This is a genomic window from Paenibacillus sp. 2TAB19 (assembly GCF_052115185.1).
Lineage (GTDB): Bacteria > Bacillota > Bacilli > Paenibacillales > Paenibacillaceae > Pristimantibacillus.
The window spans coordinates 1-733 of record NZ_JBFRGE010000218.1 but is presented as its reverse complement, the minus strand read 5'-3'; the positions used below and the strand labels follow the sequence as shown (position 1 = coordinate 733).

The 733-nt window shown below is 39.9% G+C and carries 1 protein-coding gene; it reads right to left on the bottom strand.

The features are described 5' to 3' along the window. Nucleotides 1–181: 181 nt before the first annotated feature. Nucleotides 182–538, bottom strand: coding sequence for a hypothetical protein (locus AB4Z33_RS31125; protein ID WP_442053594.1), 357 nt, complete (start codon nucleotides 536–538; stop codon nucleotides 182–184). Nucleotides 539–733: the final 195 nt, after the last annotated feature.

Sequence of the window (733 nt, the reverse complement as noted above, 5' to 3'; positions counted from 1 at the left end):
TTCTTTACCCGCCCCCAAACTTGACGCCCCGAGAAAGAATCTCAGCCTGAAAATTCGCTCTATTTGTGATTCACCTCGCATGACCTTAATGTATCCTGCCCAATAGCTTAACGAGGCTACCGATTTTTCCGGCAACCTCGTCCTGGTTGTATTATGGAACTAACGTTCTCCATTAGCTTAATTAGTATCTTGGAAAATAACCTACGATGGCATCATCTTCTGGATTAATCACTACAACTATTGGTCCTAATAAACCATCCTGATCAGTTGAAAAACTTACCCTTACCAACTCCTGATTCTTGAGATGGCTCCTATCCTTCTGGGGTACGATCCATTGATCTTTGTAGACGAACGTAGAAACATCTGCTTCTGTCCAGTTCTTTATAACATGCTTTCTTTGCTCGGTTTCAACAGTGTTCCAAGCAATTTCTCTATATTTCGATTTATTGTCATCTGTTAATACAAATTGTTCGTCCTGACAAGCTGACAGTACAAATATGCACACTGTAAACAACAGCATTAACGATTTCTTAAGCATTTGTATCCCCCAAAAAATGATCTTGTTTCTTTTAGACGTGGGAATTTATTAAATGTTTCCACAAAAAAGAAGGGTTCTAAACTATCCTGCCMGTTACTTCAACGAACAACGGCAGCCAATTGTAAAGCCGGCTGCCGTAACGTCCTGTTGAGCTATAGTTCTCCGTTTAGTTCAATGGTTGAAGTCCTTTTAATA

What these genes read in the sequence shown, in the direction of transcription:
- AB4Z33_RS31125 (WP_442053594.1), bottom strand. Translation starts at nt 538, where the DNA reads ATGCTTAAGAAATCGTTAATGCTGTTGTTTACAGTGTGCATATTTGTA.